The 22,732-nt window shown below is 64.7% G+C and carries 14 protein-coding genes and 1 riboswitch; of the genes, 7 read left to right on the forward strand and 7 right to left on the reverse strand.

All coding sequences use genetic code 11. The annotated features are described in order from the left end of the window. Positions 1 to 53 precede the first annotated feature (53 nt). The gene (locus E3T46_RS12625) at positions 54 to 512 is read right to left on the reverse strand and encodes an adenylyltransferase/cytidyltransferase family protein (RefSeq protein ID WP_134578887.1); all 459 of its coding nucleotides are present in this window, start codon (positions 510 to 512) and stop codon (positions 54 to 56) included. Positions 513 to 947: 435 nt separating this feature from the next. On the opposite strand from E3T46_RS12625, the gene E3T46_RS12630 reads away from it, so the two are divergent. Beyond that, positions 948 to 2,813 carry a hypothetical protein gene (locus E3T46_RS12630; RefSeq protein WP_134578821.1) on the forward strand — a complete coding sequence of 622 codons (1,866 nt, stop codon included), beginning with the start codon at positions 948 to 950 and terminating at the stop codon, positions 2,811 to 2,813. Positions 2,814 to 2,829: 16 nt separating this feature from the next. On the opposite strand, the gene E3T46_RS12635 is transcribed toward E3T46_RS12630, so the two are convergent. Beyond that, the gene (locus tag E3T46_RS12635; RefSeq protein WP_134578822.1) at positions 2,830 to 3,957 is read right to left on the reverse strand and encodes a glycosyltransferase family 4 protein; all 1,128 of its coding nucleotides are present in this window, start codon (positions 3,955 to 3,957) and stop codon (positions 2,830 to 2,832) included. 172 nt (positions 3,958 to 4,129) lie between these two features. Here E3T46_RS12635 and E3T46_RS12640 point away from each other — a divergent pair, with 172 nt between their 5' ends. From E3T46_RS12640 to E3T46_RS12660, 5 genes are all read left to right on the forward strand, one after another. Beyond that, positions 4,130 to 4,843, forward strand: a complete 714-nt coding sequence (locus E3T46_RS12640; protein ID WP_134578823.1) for a hypothetical protein — start codon at positions 4,130 to 4,132, stop codon at positions 4,841 to 4,843. Positions 4,844 to 4,966: 123 nt separating this feature from the next. Beyond that, positions 4,967 to 8,263 carry a LamG-like jellyroll fold domain-containing protein gene (locus E3T46_RS12645; protein ID WP_241980719.1) on the forward strand — a complete coding sequence of 1,099 codons (3,297 nt, stop codon included), beginning with the start codon at positions 4,967 to 4,969 and terminating at the stop codon, positions 8,261 to 8,263. 99 nt (positions 8,264 to 8,362) lie between these two features. Continuing rightward, the gene (locus E3T46_RS12650; RefSeq protein WP_241980720.1) at positions 8,363 to 9,310 is read left to right on the forward strand and encodes a glycosyltransferase; all 948 of its coding nucleotides are present in this window, start codon (positions 8,363 to 8,365) and stop codon (positions 9,308 to 9,310) included. Between the two features lie 116 nt (positions 9,311 to 9,426). Continuing rightward, positions 9,427 to 13,707, forward strand: coding sequence for a LamG-like jellyroll fold domain-containing protein (locus E3T46_RS12655; RefSeq protein ID WP_241980721.1), 4,281 nt, complete (start codon positions 9,427 to 9,429; stop codon positions 13,705 to 13,707). 60 nt (positions 13,708 to 13,767) lie between these two features. After that, a complete protein-coding gene (locus tag E3T46_RS12660; RefSeq protein WP_134578825.1) occupies positions 13,768 to 14,844 on the forward strand; it encodes a glycosyltransferase in 1,077 nt (358 codons plus the stop codon). 26 nt (positions 14,845 to 14,870) lie between these two features. On the opposite strand, the gene E3T46_RS12665 is transcribed toward E3T46_RS12660, so the two are convergent. From E3T46_RS12665 to E3T46_RS12685, 5 genes are all read right to left on the reverse strand, one after another. After that, a complete protein-coding gene (locus tag E3T46_RS12665; protein ID WP_134578826.1) occupies positions 14,871 to 15,875 on the reverse strand; it encodes a glycosyltransferase in 1,005 nt (334 codons plus the stop codon). Further along, entirely contained in the window at positions 15,875 to 17,332 is a 1,458-nt protein-coding gene (locus E3T46_RS12670; protein ID WP_134470883.1) for a polysaccharide biosynthesis tyrosine autokinase, read from the reverse strand. The genes E3T46_RS12665 and E3T46_RS12670 overlap by 1 nt, the downstream gene beginning before the upstream one ends. 149 nt (positions 17,333 to 17,481) lie before the next feature. Further along, complete coding sequence (locus E3T46_RS12675) at positions 17,482 to 18,255, reverse strand: CDP-alcohol phosphatidyltransferase family protein (RefSeq protein ID WP_134578827.1); 774 nt, start codon at positions 18,253 to 18,255, stop codon at positions 17,482 to 17,484. After that, positions 18,252 to 19,505 (reverse strand): DUF1972 domain-containing protein, encoded by a 1,254-nt coding sequence (locus E3T46_RS12680; protein ID WP_134578828.1) that lies wholly within the window; start codon positions 19,503 to 19,505, stop codon positions 18,252 to 18,254. The genes E3T46_RS12675 and E3T46_RS12680 overlap by 4 nt, the downstream gene beginning before the upstream one ends. 1 nt (position 19,506) lies before the next feature. Then, positions 19,507 to 21,054, reverse strand: a complete 1,548-nt coding sequence (locus E3T46_RS12685) for a sugar transferase (RefSeq protein ID WP_134578829.1) — start codon at positions 21,052 to 21,054, stop codon at positions 19,507 to 19,509. A 471-nt stretch (positions 21,055 to 21,525) separates the two neighbouring features. Between E3T46_RS12685 and E3T46_RS12690 the strand changes: the two genes are divergently transcribed. Then, positions 21,526 to 22,575: a dipeptidase gene (locus E3T46_RS12690; RefSeq protein WP_134578830.1), complete on the forward strand. Its 1,050-nt coding sequence runs from the start codon at positions 21,526 to 21,528 to the stop codon at positions 22,573 to 22,575. 89 nt (positions 22,576 to 22,664) lie between these two features. Beyond that, positions 22,665 to 22,729, forward strand: a riboswitch (guanidine-III (ykkC-III) riboswitch). The last annotated feature ends 3 nt before the right edge of the window (positions 22,730 to 22,732 follow it).

Below are 22,732 nucleotides of genomic sequence, written 5' to 3' on the forward strand. Positions count from 1 at the left end.
GGGTTTCTCGGCCGAGAAACCCGTTCTTTGGTGCATTGGCTGCTCGCCTACGGTTAGGGGGTGCTCGTGCGAGGTTGCCGAAGACCGGCCGCATCGGGGCGCGTGAGAACGTCGAGCGCCCGACGCAAGATCGTGCTGGAGGTATTGACCGTGTAGGGGAAGTACACGACCTCAACGCCGACAGCAGCGAACTCGTTCTCGAGGTGTACCCCGCGGGGGGTGCCTCGCCAGTCGTCGCCCTTGAAGAACACGTCAAAGCGGAGGTCACGCCACGTGTCGAGCTTGTCCTCGACGACTTCGGCGACGGCCTCGTCCACGAAGGAGATGTGTCGAACAATCTCCAGACGTTCGACCAGTGGCACGACGGGGGTGATGCCCTTGGTGAATTGGAGCATTTCGTCGGATACAACGCCGGCGATCAGGTAGTCACACTGACTTTTGGCGTGCTTGAGAATATTGAGGTGTCCAACGTGGAAAAGGTCGAATCCGCCAGCCGCGTAGCCGATGCGCAGCCCGTTCTGCCGGGCAGCAAGGAGCACGGGGGACTCGTCGCCAGCGGGCTTCAGCGGGTTCGCGCGGTGAGGTTTCGTTTCTGGAGGAATCGCTGTGGTCGGGTGCGGGGTGGTCGGGTGCTGGGGGGTCACAGAAGGCTCAGATTTCTCTCAGGCTGCAGCGCGAGCTTCAACAGGATTCGGGCAAGGGAGGCAGTGAGGAATCCTAACCTTTATCCTTCGGCCTGACTAGGGGTGAGAACTGAGCGGATGCCGTTCCGCCGGCGCACGCCCCGACGGACCAACGACGGTCGGGCCTGCAGTTTTTCGCGGCATAAGCCCAAAATTTGTGAAGTCAAGTATAATTCCGGCACCACGGGGCCGCCCGAAGGCCGCCGTCCGAGTTGAAGTTGAGGTTTTCTTATGGCGCGGAGCGTGCGGTCTCCGATAGTGGCAATGATCGCGACAGCAGCTTTGGTGGCGACGATTTTTTTTGGTACCGGCAGCGCGCAAGCGGACACGGCACCGCCAAATTCTTCCACCCCCAAAACTGTCGCGGCCGATGCGTTGCCGACCGCCCAAATCAACGGGGTGGTGTGGACCCAGACGATCGTCGGAAACACCGTTTACGTTGGTGGCCAGTTCACTCGCGCACGCCCCGCTGGAGCTTCGGCCGGAACGAGCGAGGTGACGCGCAACAATCTCATGGCGTACAACCTGTCGACTGGTGTCATGACGTCATTCAACCCCAACCTCAATGGCGCAGTGCGGGCGATTACCGCCTCGCCAGACGGATCTCGCATCTACGTGGGTGGAGCCTTCACGACCGTCGGGTCCCTGACGCGAACTCGGTTGGCGTCCTTCAGCACGGCCACCGGGGCGCTCGATTCCAGCTGGAAACCCACCGCGAACAACACCGTCAGAGCGCTTGGCGCGTTTGGGAGCACCGTCTTCGCGGGCGGGAGCTTCACCTCGGCCAACTCTCAGGGGCGACAGCGGATCGCGTCGTTCACCGGTTCCACCGGATCGCTCGGTACCTGGAAGGGCACGGTGCCCGACGGGGCCGTGAACGCACTAACAGTTTCCCCGACCGGCGACCGGGTCGTCATCGGCGGTTCGTTCACCTCCTACAACGGCGCGACGACTCCCGGCTATGGAATGGCGGCGACGAATTCCAGCTCGGGCGCCGGAATGACCTGGAACATCGGCAAGCTCATCAAGAATGCTGGCCCTAACGGTTCTATTCTGTCGCTCACCTCGGATTCCGGCGGCGTCTACGGCACCGGGTACGACTATGGCCCCGGCGCCATGTTCGAGGGAACGTTCCGGGCCAGCTGGAGCAGCGGCAATACCGTCTGGATCGAGGACTGCCATGGTGACACCTACTCGGCCGTTCCGGTCGGCGACGTCGTGTACACGACCGCGCACGCTCACTTTTGTGGAAACATCGGCGGGTTCTCGGAAACCAGTCCGCGAACCTTTCATCGGACTCTGGCCTTTACGAAAAATGCAACAGGCACTATCACCCGGAACCGCACGGGTGGTAGCTACTTCAACTTTGAGGGGCGCCCCCGGCCATCGCTGCTGACCTTCTACCCCGACATTAATGCCGGCAACTTTACCGGTCAAAGTCAGGGGCCGTGGAACGTGGCCGCCAACTCCCAATACGTGCTCTACGGCGGCGAGTTCACGCTCGTCAACAATAAGAGGCAGCAGGGACTTGTGCGCTTTGCGGTGTCGTCCATCGCGCCCGACAAAGAAGGGCCACGGGTGACCGGTGCCAGCTTCACGCCAACGCTCACCACGCCAAGCGCCGGAACGGTCACGGTCACCTGGACGTCGAACTACGACCGCGACAACGAATTGCTTACCTATCGGGTCTTGCGAAACGGCGCTGTCGTGCGCACGCAAACGGGGCTGTCCGTTGACTGGAGCCGTCCCACGATTAGCTGGACAGACACCGGCCGTACGCCCGGAACGACGTACTCGTACCAAATTCGGGTGAGTGACCCGTTCGGCAATACCGTCACCGGTGATGCCGTCAGTGTGAGAGTTGCCAGCGCCGCTACCCTCACGCAGACACCGGACCCGACTGCGTCCACTGAACCGAAAGTCGCTCCCGACGTGAATCTATTGCCGGCACCCGAGGTCGCTCCCGACTCACAGGTGCTGCCGGAGCCGAAGGTGGTGCCTGAGCCTGAAGCGGTTCCCGACCCGGACGTCGTGCCGGAGCCCGAAGCGGTTCCCGTCCCGGACGTCGTGCCTGAGTCCGCAGAGGTTCCCGACCTGAACGTGCTGCCTACGCCGAAGGGACAGGGTTAGCCGATCAGGAATGGCGTTAGCGGACCGTGCGGCGGGCTGGCCGGGCAACGGCCCGGCTGAGAACCTGGGTCAGCGATATCAGACGGCGTTCCTTCGTAAAGTGCAGGTTGACCGTCGACGGTTGGGGCAATGCTTCCCGAGCTCGGACGGACCGCTCCAGAGTGAGGAGCGCCGAGGAAATATCAGCCAGGGGTGTGCCGGTGCGTGCCACGCCAATGCCGCCGACAATGGGCAACACCTCGCCGGGCCCACCGTCGGCGAATCCCGCAGCCCGAACCCCCGCTCGCCATGCTTCAACGGGAACGAGGCCAAACGACTCGGGCATGGAGGGAAAGCAGGCAACAGCGTCAATCTCGCTCGCGATGGATTCCAAGGATTTTGCCTCGCCGCGGTACTCGATCCGGGGGTCGCCCTCGATCAGGTGCAACACCGCGTCGAGAGCGGACTCCTGACCGGGAAATGGCGCACCGAACAGAAGAAGTCGCCAGGAAGGTCCGGTTGTCGGACGGTGGGGGCTCACCGCCGGCCACAGGGACTGGAGCGCTTGAGCCACCTCGAGGTGTCCCCGGCGACCATTGACGCGGCCGATGACGGCGAGGGTGAACGGGTCGTGGAGCGTCGGTGCTCTGACGAACGTGACCGGGTCGAACACGGGCGACGTCACGGTCAGCCGCATGCGGGCGACCCCGTTGTGCTCCAGCCACGCTGCCGTGGCTTCGCTGCAGGCGCAGATCGGAAAGCGGCCGGGGGCCAGGAGTACCCGGACCAGGAGGTTTCCCAAGCGGCTGGGGAGAAGCTCGTGCACCGATAGGTAAAAACTCTTGCGTTTCAGGCGCAGGAGTGGAATGTACGCGGCGAGGGCGAGCGTCCACAAGACCACGACGTCGGCGTGGGTAATTTCTGGTCGAAGACGAATCGGATGCAGGAGGTCTGAGATCTTGCTGAGCCTCAGGACCGACAGCCCCGGGTCAACGATGACGGTCGCAGAGAGTCCGGACTGAGCCAGCTCGTCTGCCAGTGGTCCGGCATTTGGCACGATGACGGCCACAGTGTGGCCGAGGCTGAGGAGGCAGGAGATTTCCTGAATGAGCACGCGAGAGGCCCCGTAGGCGTCATTGTTCCCGTGCAGGATTGCGATGCGCATGTGTGGGCCTCATCAGTGGTCGGCAGCTTTCACACACTGTACAGGGTGGGCGTGTACCCCCAAAGTGGGCGCAGGTGCCCCCTTGGAAAGAAACCCCACGCGTGTATTAATGGCCCAACGACGTCTTCACCCGATTCTTTTTTTGAGCGGGTCCTTAGCTTGGAGTTCGACCATGGCCGTGCACCACCCCTCCGATACCGGTCCCGAAATCGCGGGCCGGCGGCGTCTGCTGTGGTGGATCGCCGGAGCCGGACTGCTGGCCATGCTCGTGGTCATCATGCTGGTGGCTAACGTTTGGGCATCCCAACGTGCCGATTCGGCCGCTGTCACCGGGACGCGGTCCGTGACGACCACTTCCCCCGCTCCCTCCCGGTCGCCCGGCCCTTCGCCCAGCCCCGTGCCGGCCGAAACGACGCCGCCCGCCCCGAGAGTTCCCGACCCGAACGCCGGAGTCGGCGTTCCATCGAGCGAGGTCGCTCCGCCACAGGTTCAGGAACCGGTTCCACTGACGGACCCCGCCGTGGCCGTGCCCGGGGTCGTGTTCGGTATCAGCGAGCTCGAGGCGGTCGAGGGTGTGGCGCGGGGACCGGGCGAGATTGCCGGGCCGTCGCTCCGGTTCGCCGTCTCTGTCCGCAACGACACGGCTGCGACCGTGTCGTTGACGTCAACCGTCGTCAACTTCTTTTTTGGGGCTGCCCAGTCTCCGGCCACCGAACTTGCCGCGCCAGGCGGAGTCCCATTTCCTGACGAGGTCGCCGCGGGCCAGGCCGCGCAGGGCGTGTTCGTTTTCACTGTCCCCACTGATGCGCGAGACGAAGTGCAGATCGCCGTCGACTACTCGGCTGGCGTGCCGATCGTGCTCTTTGAGGGCGCGGCACCGCACTGACCAGGCCGTGCAAATGGCTACCCCCCCCATAGAGGGTATTTCGTGCTGAGAAAATCTCACTAGACTCCGTTGAATGCGACGGCCACCCGACGGCCCCGCTCCTCCTCCGAGTAAGGAAACATCGTGGGATCTCTCTACGCGTCTCGACTGAACCTCGCAGGTCTGATTTCGGTTCGTAATCGGCCAGCACGCGCCGGTGTTTTCGGATTGCTGACCGCTGTCGCGGTCGTCGCCGCCGTTCTCACGGTTCCACTTCAGGCCGTAGCCGACACCGCTCCTACCGATCCGGCGACGCCGGTGACGATGGCCGCGGATTCCCTGCCCACCGCGCAGATCAACGGTGTGGTGTGGACCCAGCTGATCGTTGGCAACACAGTCTATGTGGGGGGTGAATTCACCAGAGCCCGCCCGGCCGGCTCCGGCGTTGGGGTGAATGAGGTGGTGCGCACCAATCTGCTCGCCTACAACCTGACGACCGGTGTGCTGATCCCGACGTTCAGCCCAAACCCCAACGGTGCGGTTCGAGCACTCGTCGCCTCCGCAGACGGCAGCAGAATCTATGCCGGCGGCTCGTTCACCTCCGTGAGCGGAGCTAATCGGTACCGTCTGGCGGCCTTTGACACCGGCACGGGCGCGCTCGTCGCCTCGTTTGCCCCAGTCCTGAACGCTCAGGTCAAAGCGCTCGGATTTTCGGGTGGCACGTTGTTCGCTGGCGGGGTCTTTAGCACTGCCGGTGGTCAGCCGCGCCCTCAGATTGCGTCCTTTGACGCCTCCAACGGTGCGTTGAAGGCCTGGTCAGGAACCCCGACCGGCGGCGCCGTCAACGCCCTCACCGTCTCGCCCGATGGTGCCAAGGTCATTATCGGCGGCGCCTTCACCTCGTACAACGGCGCCAGCACCCCCGGCTACGGGATGGCGGCCCTCGACGCCGTCACCGGCGCCTCCCTGCCCTGGGCGGTCAACTCGCTACTCCGTAACGGAGGGATCAACGGCGGGATCACGAGCCTGACCTCCTCGCCCGATGGTGTCTTCGGCACTGGATACGACTATGGCGCTGGCGCCAACTTCGAGGGCACCTTCCGCGCCAGCTGGTCGGACGGTTCGATCATCTGGATGGAAGACTGCCACGGTGACACCTACTCCGCGGCCCCGACACAGGATGTCGTCTATACCACCGGTCACGCGCACTACTGCGGCAATATTGGCGGACCGGTCGAGACGGCGCCGCGCTCCTACCACCGCACCCTGTCGTTCACGATGGCCACCACCGGACTCATTACGCCGAACGCCGTGGGCAGCTACGACAACTTCGTCGGCAAACCTCGACCGAGCCTATTGAGCTTTTACCCGGACATCAACACCGGCGTCTACACCGGGCAAGGGCAGGGTCCCTGGAACGTCGTGACCAATGGTCAATACCTCTTGTACGCCGGCGAGTTCACGAATGTCAACAACAAGGGGCAGCAGGGTCTGGCGCGATTCGCCAGCTCCACGACCGCGACCAATAAAGAAGGGCCCCGCTTGGCCAACGCGGCCTTCGTCGCGTCGGCTTTCGTTCCAGACCTGCAATCGCTCTCGACCGGCACGGTGCGCATTGGGTGGAAGTCGGCCTACGACCGTGACAATGAGCGACTCAAGTACGAAGTTCTGCGTGATGGAGTATCGGTCGGCACCGTATTGGGTCTATCCGTCGACTGGTCCCGACCCAGCATGGGCTGGACGGACAGTGGGCTGTCCCCCGGGCAGGCATATTCCTATCAGATCAGGGTGAGCGACCCGTTTGGCAACGTGAAGACCGGAAGTTCGGCATCCGTTACCGTCGCAAGTGCCGGGAGCTACAGCGCGTACGCATCCGTGGTTCGTGCAGACTCGCCGACGTCCTACTGGCCGCTCGGCGAAGCCAGCGGAACGACGGCCTTCGACTGGGCCGCCGCCGCCAATGCGCAAACCAACTCTGGCGTGACCAGGGGCGTCGCGGGTGCCCTCAGCGGCGACGATGGCTCTGCTTCGCGGTTCAGCGGCACTAACGCTGGGTTCGCCGCGTCCAGCGCGTTTGAAACGCCGCGCGGCGACTTCAGCGTTGAGTCCTGGGTCAAGACCACGACCACGCGTGGCGGTAAAATAATCGGCCTCGGCAATAGCGCCACCGCCAACTCCGCCGCCTACGACCGCCACGTTTATATGGACAATACCGGCCGAATCTGGTTCGGAGTCAAGCCGGGTGTTCTCCGCACGCTCAAGACGACGGGGTCCTACAATGATGGACAGTGGCACCACATCGTCGCCACTGTCGGCGCAAACGGTATGTCGCTGTACATCGACGGAGTACTCGCCGCCCAACGCACCGACACGACGTCCGCCGCCCCGATTCAAGGTTATTGGCGCATTGGCGGCGACAACCTGAGCGGCTGGACCAGTCGGCCCCTGAGCGACTACATCGCCGCTGACATTGATGAAGTAGCCGTGTATCCGACCGCACTCGGGGCGGCATCCATCGCGAACCACTACGCCGTGGGCAGCTCCGGACCTCAGGCCAACGTGCCGCCGACTGCGGCATTCAGCTACCAGACGTCGCCGCTTGCCGTTTCGGTGGACGCATCCGCTTCGACGGATGCTGATGGCACCGTTGCAGGATACGCCTGGTCGTGGGGCGACGGGACGAATTCGACTGGCAAAACAGCCACGCACAGCTACACCGTCGACGGCAGTTATCCGGTCTCCCTCACGGTTACCGATGACTATGGCGCAACGGCCGTGACGACGCAGAACGTGCTCGTGCCGGCTGTCGATCCCAATCTTCCCGTGGCAACCGACGCGTTTTCCCGCGTCTTGAGCAGCGGGCTCGGCACAGCCGATAGCGGAGGCGCGTGGACCACGACCGGATCGTCGGGGAACTACTCGGTCAGTGAAGGTGTCGGGCGGTTTAAAGCCGCGGCCGGGGCCACGGTCAACGGATATCTGTCGGGCGTGTCCGTGGCTGACAGTGACGTGAGTGTGACGATGGCACTTCAGCAGGCGGCCACCGGCTCGGGAGCGTACTCGTCGGTTATCGGCCGACGAGTTGGCACCGATGATTACCGGGCCAGGGTCAAGTTCCTGGCTACGGGTGTTGTGCAGCTGCAACTCCTGCACGGTGCAACGACCTTAACGGTGCAAAACATCGCCGGGCTGACCTACACGACAGGAACCCAGCTTCGGGTCCGGCTGCAGGTTTTCGGCACCGGGCCGACGACCATTCGGGCTAAAGTCTGGAGCGTCGGCGGCACCGAGCCGTCGGCCTGGCAGCTCAGTACGACGGATGCCACGCCCGCCATGCAGGCGTCGGGCTCGGTCGGACTGGCCCTCTACCTCGGGTCAACGGCTACCGTGACTCCGGTCACCACGGCCTTCGACGATTTCGTCGCCCTGCGCGTCAATTGACCGATGCCGGTAGAGGCCGATCAGCGTGACTGATCGGAGGTGAGCAGCGCCGCTGCTTGTGCAGGATTTGTGATGGCGAAATGCCAAAGAGGGGGAATCGTGACCAAAGAATATCCGGGTGGTAAGGCCAGCGTCGTGATCGCGGTCCTCACCTATTGTCGAGCCCATGACCTGGTGGAGTTGCTGCCAGAGCTCCTTGACCAGGCCGCCACGGTTTCTCGGTCGATCGAGATTCTCGTCGTGGACAACGATCCGCACGGCGGTGCACGTGACCAGGTGGCTGCGGTCGCCGCTTCGAGTGGCTCCGTGCCGGTGCGGTACGTGCATGAACCGATTCCTGGGATCGCGGCCGGTCGCAATCGGGCCTTGACGGAAGCAGATCATGCCCAAGTGCTGATCTTCATCGATGATGATGAGCGGCCCACTGCCCAGTGGCTCATGCAGCTTCTCGACACCTACGCTACTTTTCGCCCGGCCGCCGTGGTCGGTCCGGTGCTCTCGCGATACGACACGGAGCCTGAACCGTGGATTCGGGCCGGCGGCTTCTTTGAGCGCCGCCGATTCGCCACGGGGACGCCTGTTTCGCTCGCCGCCACCAACAATCTGCTCCTTGACCTCGTTCAGGTGCGCCGCCTCGGCCTGCAGTTCGACGAACGGTTCGGCATCTCCGGCGGTTCGGATTCGCTGTTCACCCGGCAGCTGCATCGCCTCGGCGGGCAAATGATCTGGTGCGATGAGGCCATTGTCATCGACGTGGTCCCAGCCAGCCGGCTCACCCGAGAATGGGTGCTGCAGCGCGCTTTCCGCATGGGCAATACCTGGAGTCGAATCAATCTCGACGACACCGCGCACGGCGAGCGGATGCTCGTGCGAGCCACCATGGTCGCCCGCGGCGCCGCGCGGGTGCTGGGCGGCCTTGCCCGCTACCTGACCGGATTGATCATCGGACAATTGCCCCATCGGGCCCGGGGGCTGCGCACCGCCGCCCGCGGTGCCGGCATGCTGAGCGGCTCCGTGGGGTCGATTTATCACGAGTACAAGCGCTAGCCCAGCACCAATGCCCTGTATGGGGGGCATTGGTAACTGACGAAGACTCAATATACTGCGAACTAGTGCGGTGGCTATTCGAAGGCTACGGTCCAAACCCTAAGTGAGGCCTTCTGGTGGCTGCTCCTTTGCTCATCCCTTCGCGCCGTCTTGTCGCTCCAGCGCCCAGCGGGACCCCGCGCCTGGCCCACCTGGCACGGGCGGGCTGGCTCGCTCTGGCGACGGCGGTCGCCGTGATCGCCGGAGTTCTGAGCGTCCCAGCGATGGCGCTGGCGGATTCCGCACCGGTCGATGTCGGCACTCCGGCCACGGTCGCCGCGGATTCGCTGCCGACGACACAGATCAACGGTGTCGTTTGGACTCAGCTGATCGTGGGGAACACGGTGTACGTGGGAGGGGAATTCACCAGGGCTCGCCCGGCCGGCTCGGCCCGAGGTGCCAACGAGGTGGTGCGCAACAACCTGCTCGCCTACAACCTCACCACCGGACAACTCCTTTCCTCGTTCAACCCCAACGTCAACGGAGCCGTTCGTGCTCTGGTCGCCTCGGCCGACGGTACCCGGGTCTACGCCGGCGGGTCCTTCACCAAGGTCGGTTCGGACACTCGGTACCGCCTGGCGGCCTTTGACACCGGTACGGGCGCCCTGGTCTCCACCTGGAAGCCGGTCGTGAACGCCTCCGTCAAGGCGCTGGGATTCTTCGGCGACACGGTCTATGCCGGAGGAACCTTTTCCACCGCCGGGGGACAGGCTCGCACCATGACGGCCTCATTCGCTGCGTCCAACGGTGCACTCGGCACCTGGACCGGTACGCCGGCCGGCGGCGGGGTCAACGCACTGACCATCTCGCCTGACGGGGGCCGAGTCGTCATCGGCGGCGCGTTCACCTCGTACAACGGCAGCTCCAACCCCGGCTATGGCATGGCCGCAACGGATGCCGCCACCGGCGCGTCCCTTCCATGGAAGATCAACTCGATCATTCGTAACGGCGGCAAGGACGCCGCCATCTTGAGCCTGACCTCGTCGGATCAGGGCGTGATCGGAACCGGTTATGTCTTCGGAACCGGCGGAACTCTCGAGGGTGCGTTTCGCGCCAGCTGGGACGAGGGCGCGCTGATCTGGGTCGAGGACTGCCACGGCGATACCTACTCTGCCGTGCCAGTGGGCGACGTCGTCTACACCACCTCGCACGCTCACTTTTGTGGCAACATCGCCGGCCCGCCGCAGACCGACCCGTGGACCTTCCACCGCACCCTGACATTCACGTCGGAGGCGAAGGGAATCATCACCAGAAACCGCACGGGCGGCTCGTATTACAACTTTGAGGGAACGCCCCGGCCCGACCTGCTGACCTTCTACCCCGACATCAATTCGGGCACGTACACCGGTCAGGGGCAGGGACCATGGAACATCACCGCGAATGAGGACTACCTGCTCTATGGCGGCGAGTTCACGATCGTCAACAACAAGGGGCAGCAGGGGCTTGCGCGGTTCGCGGCTCGGACCATCGCCCCGAATAAAGAAGGCCCGCGGGTCACAAATACCTCCTTCGTGGCCGCAGACTTCGTGCCGTCCGTCGCGTCCTTCGTGCCGGGAGGCACCCGGCTGAGCTGGATGAGCGCCTACGACCGTGACAACGAAAACCTCAGCTACGAAGTGCTCCGGGACGGTGTGAGCGTCGCGACCATCCTGGCCGACTCCACCGATTGGGACCGGCCGATGCTCAGTTGGAGCGACACCGGGCTGACACCGGGACAAAGCTACGACTATCGAATCCGCGTGACCGACCCATTCGGCAACAGTCGCACCGGTGCCGTGGCCTCGGTCACGGTTGCCGAGGGCGCGGGGTTGAGTGACTACGCGGCATCCGTTTTGGGTGACTCACCGCGGTCTTACTGGCCACTGGGTGAGCCGGAGGGCACAACGGCCTTCGACTGGACCGGCGGAGCCGATCTGGCAGTGCGGTCGGGCGTGACCAGAGATGTCTCAGGCGCCATTGCTGAGCAGGCCGCCTCTCGCTTTGACGGAACGGCAAACGGGCTGGCCTCGACCGCAAGGGCGGAAGAATCGTCGAACAACTTCAGTGTCGAGGCGTGGGTGAAAACCACAACCACCCAAGGCGGTAAAATCGTTGGATTTGGTGACAAGGCCACCGGCAGCTCGGCCGGGTACGACCGCCACGTCTATATGGACAACGGCGGCAAGATCTGGTTCGGCGCCTACCCCAGCGCGCTTCGCACCATTAATACGAGTGACAGCTATAACGATGGGCAATGGCATCACATTGTGGCCAGCCTCAGCCCGGCGGGCATGACGCTGTACATCGACGGCACGCGCGCGGCCCATCGCTCCGACGTGACGACCGGGCAGGTCTACCAGGGATTCTGGCGAATCGGCGGAGATACCCTCAGCAGCTGGACCAGCCAGCCGACGAGCGGGTACATTGCGGCCGATATCGACGAGGTCGCGCTGTACAGCGGCCCGCTGAGCCGTCAGCAGGTGCTCGACCACTACGTCGCATCCGGCCGCACCTCACCGGTACCGGCCGCCCCCGCCGATGCCTACGGTGCCGCCGTGTACGGTGCCGAACCCGACCTGTACTGGCGGCTCGGCGAAGCTGCCGGAACGAGCGCCCTCGATGCCGGCCAGTTGGGCAATTCCGGAACGTACTCCGGAGCCGTCACGAAGGGTGCGGACGCACTGATCGCCGGGGCGAGCAATACCGCCGCCACCTTCAACGGCGGAACGGTCAGCAGCAACACGCAATTCGTGAATCCGACGACGTACTCGCTCGAGGCCTGGTTCAACACGACCACGACGCAGGGCGGAAAAATCATCGGCTTCGGCAACCGCCAGACCGGGCTGTCGACCAACTATGACCGTCACGTCTACCTGCAGGATGATGGGCGTCTCGTCTTCGGAACCTGGACCGGCAAAGCAAACACGGTCACCTCAGCCGCGTCCTACAACGATGGCGTGAGTCACCACGTGGTCGCCGTGCAGTCTCCCGCCGGCATGCAGCTCTACGTCGACGGCGCACTGGTGGGCACGAATCCGCAACCGGCGGCGCAGGCCTACTCGGGATACTGGCGCATTGGCAGCGACCCCACCTGGGGCTCGAGCAGCCCGGCGCTCGCTGGTACCCTCGACGAGGTTGCGGTTTATTCCACCGCCCTGGCGCCAGGGGTCATCGGCCAGCACTTCACGCTCGGATCGGGAGGAAGCACGGCCAACCTGCCACCGACAGCAGCCTTCGTCTCCTCGGTCGACGACCTGGCCCTGCAGGTTGACGCGGCGTCGTCGTCGGATTCCGACGGACAGATTGCGAGCCATGCGTGGACGTTCGGCGATGGCGCCACCGGCACCGCCGTCCAGACGAGCCACACGTATGCCGAGTCGGGAATGTACGAGGTCACCTTGACCGTGACCGACGATGCCGGGGCCACCTCGGCCGTCACCGAGTCGGTCACGGTCACCGCCGCCCCGCCGCCAGCCCCGGAGAATGCGCCTCCGGTTGCGGCCTTCACGGCGACGGCCACCGATCTTGCGGTCGCTGTCGACGGCGTCGGTTCGACTGACGCGGACGGCACGATCACGGGCTACACCTGGGCCTGGGGAGACGCCGCGACCGAATCTGCCGCCGTGGCAAAGGCAACCCACGGCTACGCGGGAGCCGGCACCTATGAAATCGTGCTCACCGTCACCGACGATGCCGGTGCAACGGCGAGCGCTTCCCGCAGCGTTGTGGTCACCGACCCGGCGCCAGCGCCGGCGACGGCGTTCGCAGCGGATGCCTTCAGCCGAGCCATGAGCACCGGCTTCGGCGCAGCGGACCTCGGCGGGTCATGGACCACGACCGGATCAGCAGCAAACTACTCGGTCGGTGACGGCGTGGCCACACTCCGTGCCGTGCCAGGCAGGATGCTCAACGGCTATTTGAGCACGGTGTCATCCACTGAAACCGATCTGACCGTGACAACGGGCGTGCAGCAGGCAGTGACTGGCGGCGGCGTCTACCTCACGGCGATCGGGCGTCGGGTTGGTACGGACGACTATCGGGCCCGAGTTAAGCTGTTGGCCTCCGGGGCGGTGCAGGTGCAGATCCTGCATTATGCGACGAGTCTCAAGTCCTTGACCATCCCCGGCCTCAGCTACGCGGCGGGCGATCAGCTGCAGCTGCGGGTGCAAGTCACCGGCACCGTACCGACCACGCTCAAGGCGATGGCGTGGAAGCTCGGTGAGCCTGCCCCTGATACCTGGCAGGTCAGTGCGACGGATTCAACGGCCGCCCTGCAGCAGGCAGGTTCGATCGGGGTGGCGTTCTACGTCAGTGGCTCGGCCACAGTGAGCCCGATGACGGCGACCTTCGATGACCTGATCGCTGTGACGCCCCAGTAATTTGTCCAGGCAAGGCGCTATTTCGATGACAGACATTGAGCAGGAAAGGGACCGCGCCGGATGCGGATCGTAACCACACGGGCGAGGTTGTACCGAACCCTGCGCAGCGCTTATCTTGAGCGTGCCCATGTGTTGCCGGAGGCGACCATTCTCTATCGGGCGAAACGATACGACTTTCACGAATCTCTGGTGGAGGGGCTCACCGTCGTGCAGGCCGGTCCGGTGCGCGCCGCCTGGCTACTGGCTCGGTCGAAGGTGACCACCCTCGAAATCAACGAACCGCTTATGCTCTCAAGCGTGTGGGGCAGTGCACTGGCCATCAGTGGCCTGCGAGCGCGGTCGCTGCTCGGTGGCCCGCGCGCGACGATCGTCAGCTACGCCATGGAAAACTCAAATCCTCTGGTCCGCCCGGTCGGCGAGGAGGGTCGACTGCGGCGCTTCGCCAACAGCCGCCTGTCGCGGTTTGTCTGGCGGCACACCGATCGCATCGCCTTCGGCACGGATGCCGCGAGAATTACCTACGGCAGCGCCCTGCGTCGGCCGTCGGCCGGAACCACGAGCACCGTCATCCCGGCTTTGCCCGCCCCGTGTGCGTGCCCGGTCGATTCCGGCCCTGGCGGGCCGCGCGTTGTTTTTCTCGGAGCCCTCGTGGCACGAAAGGGCTTTCCTGAACTGCTTGCGGCCTGGCCGAGCGTCACCGCTCTCATTCCCGCAGCGCGGCTGACCATCATCGGCAAGGGGGCCCTCGAAGACCGGGCCCGTCAAGCGGCCGAGCAGGACCCGACGATTGAGGTCATCATCGACCCGCCGCGCAGTGAAATTCACGCTCACCTGCGGCGCGCGAGAGTGCTCGCCCTGCCGTCTCAGCCAACGGCAACGTGGCGCGAGCAAATTGGCCTGCCCATAGTTGAGGGACTGGCCCACGGGTGCAATATCGTCACAACGTCGGAGACTGGCCTCGCGGACTGGCTCACCGAGCACGGCCACGACGTCGTCGCCCCCGGGGCGGGGGTTCCGGCGCTGGCGAACGCGGTCCTGCACGCCCTGCAGAAGCGGGTAGGAACTGGCATGGCCGACCTGCCGGCGGTCGACGGGCGCCTGGCCGCCGACGCCTGGATGTTCGTCGGGGCGCGCTAGAAGAAGCTAGCTCGGTGGGTGGGCGCTCAGCGCGCACGAGCGGCGCGAGCGGCGCACTCGTACGCCTCCAGGTGCCCGGCCACGCCGGTCTCCCAGGTGCGGGCCGAAAGATCAGGGCGGGCCGTGTGGCGCGAGAACCGAGCGGCGGCGAGCGCGTCGGTGAGGTCCCCGGGCGAGAGTGTGTCGGGGTAGACCAACACCCAGTCGCCGCCCACCTCGTTCGCCAGCGCCTCGGTGACAGCGTTCCGCGGCACCAAAACGGGGCGGCCGAGAGACAAGGCCAACAGCGCGGCGCCAGAATTGTGCATCTCCTGGTAGGGGAGGACGACCAGCTCGGCCTCGCCGATCTCGTGGGCGAGCGTCTCGTCGCTCGCGTAGCCCAGGCTGAATTCGATGCGTGGGTCTCCAGCCGCAAGAGCCACCAGCGCTCGGGCCAGCTCTGGCGTGTGAGGCTGGCCGACGATCCGCAGCGTTGCGGACGATTCCGCAGCATCCGTTATCGCCGTGAAGGACTCGATCAGTGTATCGATGCCCTTATAGGGGCGGATCAGACCGAAATAGAGCAGGCGACCGGGCACTGTCGCGGGGCGGGCCTGCCCGGCATACCACTCGCGGTAATCGCCGTGTGCAATCGTGCGTTCGAGCGCGCCCGCCGGAAGCGGAGTGAACGCGTTGAGCCGGATCCACAGGGTGGTGTGGCGGTCGAACGCTTGCAGCAGGCGCCGCTCGGTCGGTGACTTCTCTTCGTGGCTGCGCAGGTTATGCAGCGTACGAACCACGGCCGTGTGGCGCAGACGCAGCCGCGTCAGCAGAAGTTCGAACAGCAGGCGCCGAGCCAGAGCGCGCGCCGGGGTGCGCCCCTGCAGCAGAATCTCCGGCCAGTGCACGTGGAACACGTCGTATGGTGCCGTCAACGCACGCCACCAGGAGAATCCGTCAACCTGCACGTGCTCCCGCAGCCCCCGGTCGAGTTGAACGAGGTAGGGGTTGGTCGTGGCGCGGCCCTCCGGAAACGACTGGAGGATGCGCACTACTTGGTCCGCGCCGATTCCGAGTCTCGGCGGCCGGAGTCATCGAACGCGGCTTTGGGCGCTCGGGTGGCCGTGACCCGGTTGACCGGTCCAGTCATTGGTGCGGACACTCCCTTCACGGGTGCGAGCGGTCCGTAGTAGACCTCGGCGCGATGTTCGCGCACCTGGTTCAGTACGATGCCGAGAATGCGGGCGTTGACCGCTTCGAGGGACTCGAGGGTGGTCGTGAGCTGCTGACGGGTGGTCGTTTTGTAGCGAGCCACAACGATGGCACCGTCGGTGAGGTGAGATAGCCCGAGGGCGTCGGTCGCCGGAAGCAGCGGAGGGGAGTCGACGACGATGAAGTCATAGTCTTCGAGCAGGCGCTTCATCAGCGTTTTCATCGCGGCCGAACCGAGCAGTCGCCCGGGGTTAGGCGGGACGGCGCCGGACGGCAGTACATCGAGCCCATCGGACCAACGCACGATGGCATCTTCGGGTCCGACGTCGCCGAGCAAAATTGTGGTGAGGCCGACGTCGCCCTCGAGGTCACACAGCTCGGCGATAGACGGGCGTCGCAGGTCGGCGTCGATCAGCAGCACCTTCGCGGAGCGCTCGGCCATGGCCAGCGCAAGGTTGATGGCGGTCGTGGATTTTCCGTCGCGAGCGACGGCGGAGGTGACGACTGTACTGCGCGGCGGGCTGTCAACGTCGATGAATTCGAGATTGGCGCGCACCCGGCGGTAGGCCTCGGCCAGCGCGCTGTGGGGCATGACCCGCATGGCCAGGCCCGCGGGGTCGGAGCGCCGCTTACGCCCGACCATGCCGAGCAGCGGGTCCGATGAGACCCGGTCGAGGTCCTTCTGCGTGCTCACCCGGGTATCGAGAACCTCCCGGGCCAGGGCATAGAGCACGCCGACCATGAGGCCGAGCAGCAGGCCGGTGAGCACGATGAGCCTGGTATTGGGCGAAAACGGTGCACCGGGGAGTTGCGCGGGCGACACGGTCTTCACCGAGATCGACGGCAAATTGTCGGGGCCCTTGGGCGCCAGGCTCTCGACCGTCGTGGCGAGCGACAGCGAAACGGCGTCGGCCAGCTCGACGGCCTGCTCCGCTGACGTGCTGGTGGAGGTGATATTGATGAATACGGTATTGAGCGGCGTGACGGCGGACACCTGGGCGGCGAGGCTCTGGGTGGTCGTATCCAGTCCCAATCGGGTGATCACCGGGCCGAGAACGGTCGGCGTCGTCGCGAGCTGCGCATAGGACTGTACGAGATTCTGCGTGAAGGTGGAGGTCTGCAGGAGTTCGCTGGTGGTCTCACCGCGATCGCTCGTGACGAAAACACTGTTGGTGGCCTGGAACTGCGGGGGCAGGCTCGCCGCATATCCCCACGCTGCCGCACCGCCGAGCAGCCCGACAATAAGGATGATCAGCCATCGCCGAGTGATGGTTCTCAAATAGTCGATCGGTTCCACAGCATTCTCCGTTCAGTTGCGCCCACACTACAATCAAGCTGATCAAAACTCACATTCGTCAGGCCGCAGCACATCCCCCAGTAGGAGGTACGTCGCCGAATACTTCAGGGGCGCTGGAATACTCGGTCCGGATACAAACGGATGCCCAGCTACGGCTGGGTCGCTCCGACGCAGCCCAGCGCGGTCATGTCCCGAAACCACTTGGCCAAAGCGAGCGCCAGATACAGTGCGTTGGCGACAAAGAGCACGGCGTACACCCCGAAGAACAGCGGGGGAGCGCCGAGCAGCACAAACGCGAGGCAGAGCACACCGTAATCGGTCGGCACCCCCAGGAGCGAGCGCAGCACCGTGCGGCGAGCGGTCGATGGTGGAGCCAGGGGAGCATGCTTGGCCTTGAGCAGGTCGTTCAGGATCATCGCGAAGAACGATACGGCCGCCACCGCGGTGAACCCGATCGGAACCAGCAGCAAGGCCGGATCAGTGAGGGCAAAATGCGTGAACGCGGTGATCAGCACGGCCAGGTGGAGCGTGGAGATCTTGATGGCGTCGATGACATGGTCAAGCCATTCGCCGGAGGCTGAGCCACCACCACGCAATCGTGCGACCTGGCCATCGGCCGAGTCGAAGGCGTAGCCGACGGCCAGCAGCAGCCACACGGTGATGCCGAGCAGCCAGCTCGGCTCGCCGATCGCGACCAGCCCGATGGCGCAGAACGTGAAGCCGGCGCTGATCGCCGTCACGTTATTGGGGCTGAGCCCCATCCGATAGGCGCCGGCCGCGATGTAACGGCCGACTCGTCGGTTCACGTAGACCGAGTAGGCCGGTGCACCGCGGGTGGCGGTTTTCTGGGCGGAGGACAACCGGCGCACGGTGTCGAAATAGCCTTCCGTTGGCTGCGCGGTCGGGACTGGCGTGCCGGTCATAGTGTGATTCCCCTGGACGGCGCGGGTGACGGTTGCCGGCTCATGGTCTCGGGCAGGCTCCAGGTCGACTCCTCGGCACGCCCGCTGCTCTGATGGTGCGTGCTGTAGCCAGCGGCCACACGGCGGGCAAGGCCCTCGTAGCTCGCCGTGACACTGTCCCAGTTGTATAACTTCGCCGCCCGCTCCTGCAGCGCGGTTCCGACCTCGGCGGTGCGATCGGGGCTCCGCTCGGAGTCTTCGATCAGGGCGCCGAGCGAGTCCGCCCGGCTGAAGTAGGCACCGTGGGTGCCGAGCACCTCCCGGTTGAAGACGACATCCCAGGCGATGACCTTGGTGCCGGCGCCCATCGCCCGCAGCAGCGAGGGGTTGGTTCCGCCGACGGAATGGCCGTGTAGGTAGGTGTGCGCGTGCGCGTACAACTGGTCGAGCTGGCTCTGGTCCCAGACACTTCCGATCATGCGGATACGCGAATCGGAGGCGGCCAGGTCGGCAATGCGATTGATGTGATCGACCGCGTACGGTGCAGAGCCGACCACCACGAGCGGAAGCAGGGCGCCGCTGGCGCGGTAGCCTTCGACGATCACATCGACATGGTTCTCCGGCTCGAACCGAGCGACAACGAGGTGGTAGCCGCCGGGGCGGAGGCCGAGTTCGGCGAGCCGATCGCACGGGGTGTCCGTAAGAATCTTGGTGCCGTAAGAGATCAGCTCGGTGGGCACGTCGAACTCATCCTGGTAGTAGTCGACGATTCCCTGCGCGTCGGCGATCAGGGCATCCGCTTCACGAACCGCTACCTCTTCGGCCCACCGATAGTAGCGGCGGCCCGTTGGGCCCCACTTGTCGCGCTTCCACTCGAGTCCGTCCACGTGCACAACGCTGGGAATTCCGCGCAGGCGCAACAGGGGGACGAACGGTGCGTTGGCGGCGTTGAAGACGAACGCGACATCGGGGCGGCGACGGGTGGTCGCGTGCAGCACCGAGAGCCCGGTGTGGCTGAGGGTTTCGAGAATCTTGTGCCGCAGGGCCGGCAGCTCAACCAGCGTCATGCCGAGATATTCTTTTGGCGCCGGCTCCACCGTGTGGCGGCAGTACACGGTTACGTCGTGGCCGCGGTCGACCATTCGCCGGCCGATCTCCTCGACGGCCGTTTCAAAACCACCGTAGGTGGCGGGTACTCCGCGGGTGCCGATCATTGCGATGTGCAGGCGTCGTTGGCTGGTGGGCGCAGTGAGTTCGGTCCCCGCGGTCATGTCAATACGCCCCTACAGGTTGGATGACGGTCTTGAAGGTGCGCCAGATGATCATCAGATCGCCGGCCAGCGACCAGTTCTCGACGTAGTACAGGTCGAGCCGTACGCTGTCTTCCCAACTCAGGTTGGAACGCCCGTTGACCTGCCACATGCCGGTCAGACCGGGCTTGATATAAAGGCGTCGGTGCACGTGGGTCTCGTAGCCCTGCACTTCCTCCGGAAGCGGCGGACGGGGGCCGACCAGACTCATTTCACCCACAAAGATGTTCCAGAGCTGGGGCAGCTCGTCGAGCGAGTACTTGCGCAGCACCCGGCCGAACTTGGTGATGCGGGGGTCATTGCGAATCTTGAACAGCACCCCGGCGGCCTCGTTCTGGTCGAGGAGGCCAGCCAGGTCGTCTTCGGCCGTCTCCACCATGGAACGGAACTTGATCATGCGGAAGGTCCGGCCATTGCGGCCGCAACGCTCCTGGTGAAACAGCACAGGGCCGGGGCTGTCGATCTTGATCAGCACAGCGATCACGGCCAGGACGGGCAGCAGAAACACGATGGCGAGTCCGGTCGTCACGATATCCAGGGTGCGTTTGAGGGCATGACGGCCCCCTTCGAACCGGGGGATTTCGACGTGGATCAGCGGGAGGCCGTCAACGGGACGGAAATGGATGCGGGGACCAGCGACATCCGTTAGCCGGCTGGAGAGAACGAGCTCGGCCGACGTGCCCTCGAGGTCCCAGCCGAGGTTGCGGATGTAGGAGCTGCCACCGCTGGGCTGTCCGGCCACGATGACGGTGTCGACGCCCATGGCCGATGCCGCCGCGGCGACATGTTCGAGATCGGACACGATCGGCACCAGGCGGTCGCCAGCGGCTATCTCAGCACTGTCGCTCTCTTCGAGTGCGGCCCCGACGATGTAGTACGCGGCGCCGGACTTGGTGTCGATCTGGCTGACGACATACTCAACGTCCTCCCGGTTTCCCACCACGATGACCCGGGCGAGATAGTGGCCGAACGTGCGCTGGTGCAGCAGCCATTTGCGCCACAACCACCGTTCGAATACCAGGGCGATGACGCCGAGGGGCAGCGCGAGAATGAAAAAGAGGCGCGCGATGTCAACCTGCAAGATGAGAAAGGCGATGGCGAGCATGCCGAAGGTCACGGCGCTCGCATTCACCACCTGTTTGTACTCGTGCGCTCCCACACCCACCACGCGCGAATCGCGGGTATGGAACAGCTCGAGAGCGACGAGCCAGGTCACCACGATCAGCAGGGACACCAGCCAATAATTGGCGCTGAACGATCCGGGAACGGCCGGAATACCGCGCACACCGAACCGAAAGACCAGGGCAACAGCCACGGCCAGCATGATGACGGTGGCATCGGTCAGTCGCAGCTTCGTGCGGTAGCGGCGCGCCCAGATGAGTCCCGACGACGGGGTGTCGAGCGCGATGTCGCGGGTGGCTGACGCGGCCTGGTCGACGAGACGGAGCTTCGGCGCGCGAGGAAGGGAATCGCCTACCGGGAGTGGCGCGGGGGAGTCGGGTTCACTCATGCGTGCTTCCCGGTGTGATCGAGCGCCAGGGCACGGCCAGATAGGGGCAATCGGGTGCGCGGGGCACCGGACTGGCGCAGGTTGCGCTGACGGTGGAGCGACGGGTCGGGGTGTGTGTCACGTTGCATTCCCTGCAGTCGGGTTTACAGGAACAGGTGGTCTTAGCGACAAGGTGACGATGCTGGCACTTGTCTCTCGGTGGAGCGCGGCAGTGAAGCTGATTCTTTCTCAGCAACTTACTGGCAGAGACTACCCCGATTCAAGTCGGCCGCGCTGTAACCTCAACTGGGGGCAGATTCCCCGTGCCGGGTGGGGCCGTCCGTCACGGGCCATGTTTGTGTCGCCACGAACGGCTTGGCGTCTCATTAACGTGCGGTATTGCGGCACACTTGGGCGTTCTCGGCGGCCGCGCACCCGCACGGCGCGGGTCGTAGGCTGATCGGAGCCAACGCATTGCCGGGGAGAATTCACATGACCAAAAGATTTACGAGATTTCCTGTCATTGACGGACACAACGATCTTGCCTGGGCCTGCCGCGCGCATCGTGACTATTCCGTCAGCGGACTCGATTCCGAGCAGGATTCCGGGCGCAGCGCGCTTCAAACGGATGTCCCCAAGTTGCGTCGCGGAGGCGTACACGGCCAGTTCTGGTCGGTTTGGGTGCACACCGATCTGGAGGGGACGGATTCGGTCCAGGCAACCCTCGAGCAGATCGACTTCATTCACCGCCTGATTGCGGCGTATCCCGACGACTTCGAGTGGGCCGTCACGGCCGACGACGTCGAGAGCGCCCAGCTGAATGGAAGAATCGCGTCGCTGCTGGGCGTTGAAGGCGGCAATCAGATCAACAACTCGCTCGCCGTGCTGCGCGAATACGCCCGCCTTGGTGTGCGGTATATGACGCTGACCTGGAATTCCTCGACCGAGTGGGCTGACGCAGCAGTGGGCGATGTGACCCACGACGGAATAAATGATCGAGGTAGAGCAGTCATCGCGGAGATGAACCGCATCGGCATGATGATCGACCTCTCGCACGTCTCGGCCGCGACCATGCAGGACGCGCTCGACGCGACCGAGCTGCCGCTCATCTTCAGCCACTCGTCGTGCTTTGCCCTCAACCCCCACCCGCGGAACGTGCCGGATCAGATTCTCACCCAGCTCAAGGCCAACAATGGTGTGCAGATGATCACCTTCGTGCCCGCGTTCATCTCGGCCGACTATCGACGCTGGGAAGACGAGGGCTCGGCGGGGGACAAGCCGCTCGTGACGGTCGCGCACGTGGCCGACCATGTTGAGCATGCCCGGCGGGTGGCCGGCGTCGACCACATCGGACTCGGCGGCGACTTCGACGGCTGCCCCGACATGCCGGTTGGTCTGGCCGACGTCTCGGGGTACCCGAATCTGTTCGCCGAGTTGTCGCGTCGCGGTTGGAGCGACGCTGACCTGGCCAAACTCGGCTACCAGAACGTGCTGCGCGTGCTGCGCGCGAACGACCCCGCCTATCGCGCGTTTATCGCGTAGCGGCTGCTGCCGGTGAACGGATGCTGCGGCATCCGCTTGTTTCGCGCGGCTGTGCACAGGCGTTGCCCAGTGGGTCTGTCTATGGTCGAGGGAGGTCGAAAAACGCGGCCCCGGACGACGGATCAGTACCCGGCACAAGACAAGACTGGCCGAGGAG

The organism is Cryobacterium sp. Hh11, from assembly GCF_004404045.1.
Taxonomy (GTDB): domain Bacteria; phylum Actinomycetota; class Actinomycetes; order Actinomycetales; family Microbacteriaceae; genus Cryobacterium; species Cryobacterium levicorallinum.